This window comes from Candidatus Thorarchaeota archaeon (assembly GCA_013388835.1).
GTDB lineage: Archaea > Asgardarchaeota > Thorarchaeia > Thorarchaeales > Thorarchaeaceae > JACAEL01.
Map to the genome: position 1 here is coordinate 1 of JACAEL010000098.1, position 1687 is coordinate 1687.

At 42.8% G+C, this 1687-nt stretch carries 3 protein-coding genes; 2 read left to right on the forward strand and 1 reads right to left on the reverse strand.

Annotated features, from left to right (window positions below):
• Nucleotides 1-390 (forward strand): PDZ domain-containing protein (locus HXY34_14025; protein ID NWF97251.1); only part of this gene is annotated, 390 nt, incomplete at its 5' end.
• A gap of 40 nt (nucleotides 391-430) precedes the next feature.
• Here HXY34_14025 and HXY34_14030 read toward each other — a convergent pair.
• Entirely contained in the window at nucleotides 431-1066 is a 636-nt protein-coding gene (locus HXY34_14030; protein NWF97252.1) for a metal-dependent hydrolase, read from the reverse strand.
• A gap of 223 nt (nucleotides 1067-1289) precedes the next feature.
• On the opposite strand from HXY34_14030, the gene HXY34_14035 reads away from it, so the two are divergent.
• On the forward strand, nucleotides 1290-1687 hold a 398-nt coding region (locus tag HXY34_14035; GenBank protein ID NWF97253.1), incomplete at its 3' end, for a hypothetical protein.

Sequence of the window (1687 nt, forward strand, 5' to 3'; positions counted from 1 at the left end):
GCCTTCGCCGTCCCAACAAGCACTCTAATCAAAGAAATACATTCCCTAATGTCCGATGGCAAATACGAAGGGCATTCATATCTTGGCGTGGAAGGAACAGACATGACATATGATTCAGCTCAACAACTGGGCGTAGGCGTGACTTATGGCTGGATTATCAGAAATGTTGTGTCAAACGGGCCTTCTTACAATAAGCTGGCGGCTAACGATATTATAATTGCAATGAACGAAACTCAGATCAGAAATGGAGACGAATTCGCCGGCTATCTAGAAGAAAACACACTACCACAAGACACACTCAATTTGAAGATAATGAGGAAAACAGGTTCAAATTGGCAGGAAACATACGTAGCCATAGTGTTGGGAAAAAGACCAGAACCAAATGTCTAGGTTCCAAGTAGCTGTCTAGCGACACCTAAGCGTATCTTCCTCAAGCTTGCCTAGGCATAACTAAGAATTTTCGGCACGTAATAATTATAGATGCTAGAAAGATGACAAGGTATGCAACATGTGGCGGTACAAGTGCAAGCGAAACATCCATCGGATATGCCATGAATGTTGGAAGTAGCACTGTAAAAGTTGGGATTATCAAGATGAGGTTCGAGGCGCGTCGTGATAGCAAATCGGCAATATCCTTCGTTTTGACCATGACAACAATCGAGACAAGGAATATTGCCCATTCTAGCGCTATGTTTGTTGGGTCTTTTATGCCTACGTTCGACCCATAGTTTTGCGTTGTTAATGGCCAGAGAATTTGGCTTCTGCCAGCTATTAAATCTCCCACTAAAGAATGTTGAATCAAGGCTACAAAATATGGTGCTGCTCGTGTACGGTACATAATGAAGATCGGAACGAAGACTATGCTTGCCATGATTATTGAGTGTGTTGGGCCACGATGTTCAAAAGTTGCGATCACTTTTTGGATAAATATGTCAACATCTGGAATAACAGCTAGCGCCAAAGCCAACGGAATGTTAAGTTTTATTTTCAGCGAAGTTGATGTTGACTTGCTTAATATATAGCCGAAAGCGAAGTGACCAACTGCGTACGATCTAGTCTCCTCCAATTGTTGCAAACGAGTATTCAGACTATCTAATAAGGATTATATTTGCCACTGGGAGTCGTGCAGGCGCCAGCTGATTTTGCTGGCAGAATGCCTGCTGGCTCTTCAGGCTTGTTTTTTATGTTTCTAGATGAATTAGTGTTGAACTGTATTTGTGTTGTTAATGTGAACAATAATATTTATTAAGACGTACGATTGACGATGTACCTCGGTGAGAAAAATGGCCATGCAGAAAGTAGGTATGGGAGCAATCCTAACCATCGCAGTTATGGCAACCGCCGTAAGCGCTCTCGGAGCAATTATAGCATCGAAAACGATCTCTAACACGGGAAATTTGAAAGCGATCGGCGTGGGCGTTTATTGGGATAGCGCATGCACCAACGCTGTTTCGTCTATTGATTGGGGATCATTGGATCCTGGCGTAACAAGGCAATTCACGATATACGTGAAGAATGAGGGAACCGTAACCTTAAAGCTAAGCATGACAGTTAATAATTGGAGCCCAGCATCAGCTTCGAATTACATAACGTTGAGTTGGAACCGTGAAAATCACGTGCTAAGCATAGGATCCGTTGTTTCAGCCACGTTAACTCTTTCAGTCTCTTCAGGTATAAGTGGAATCAC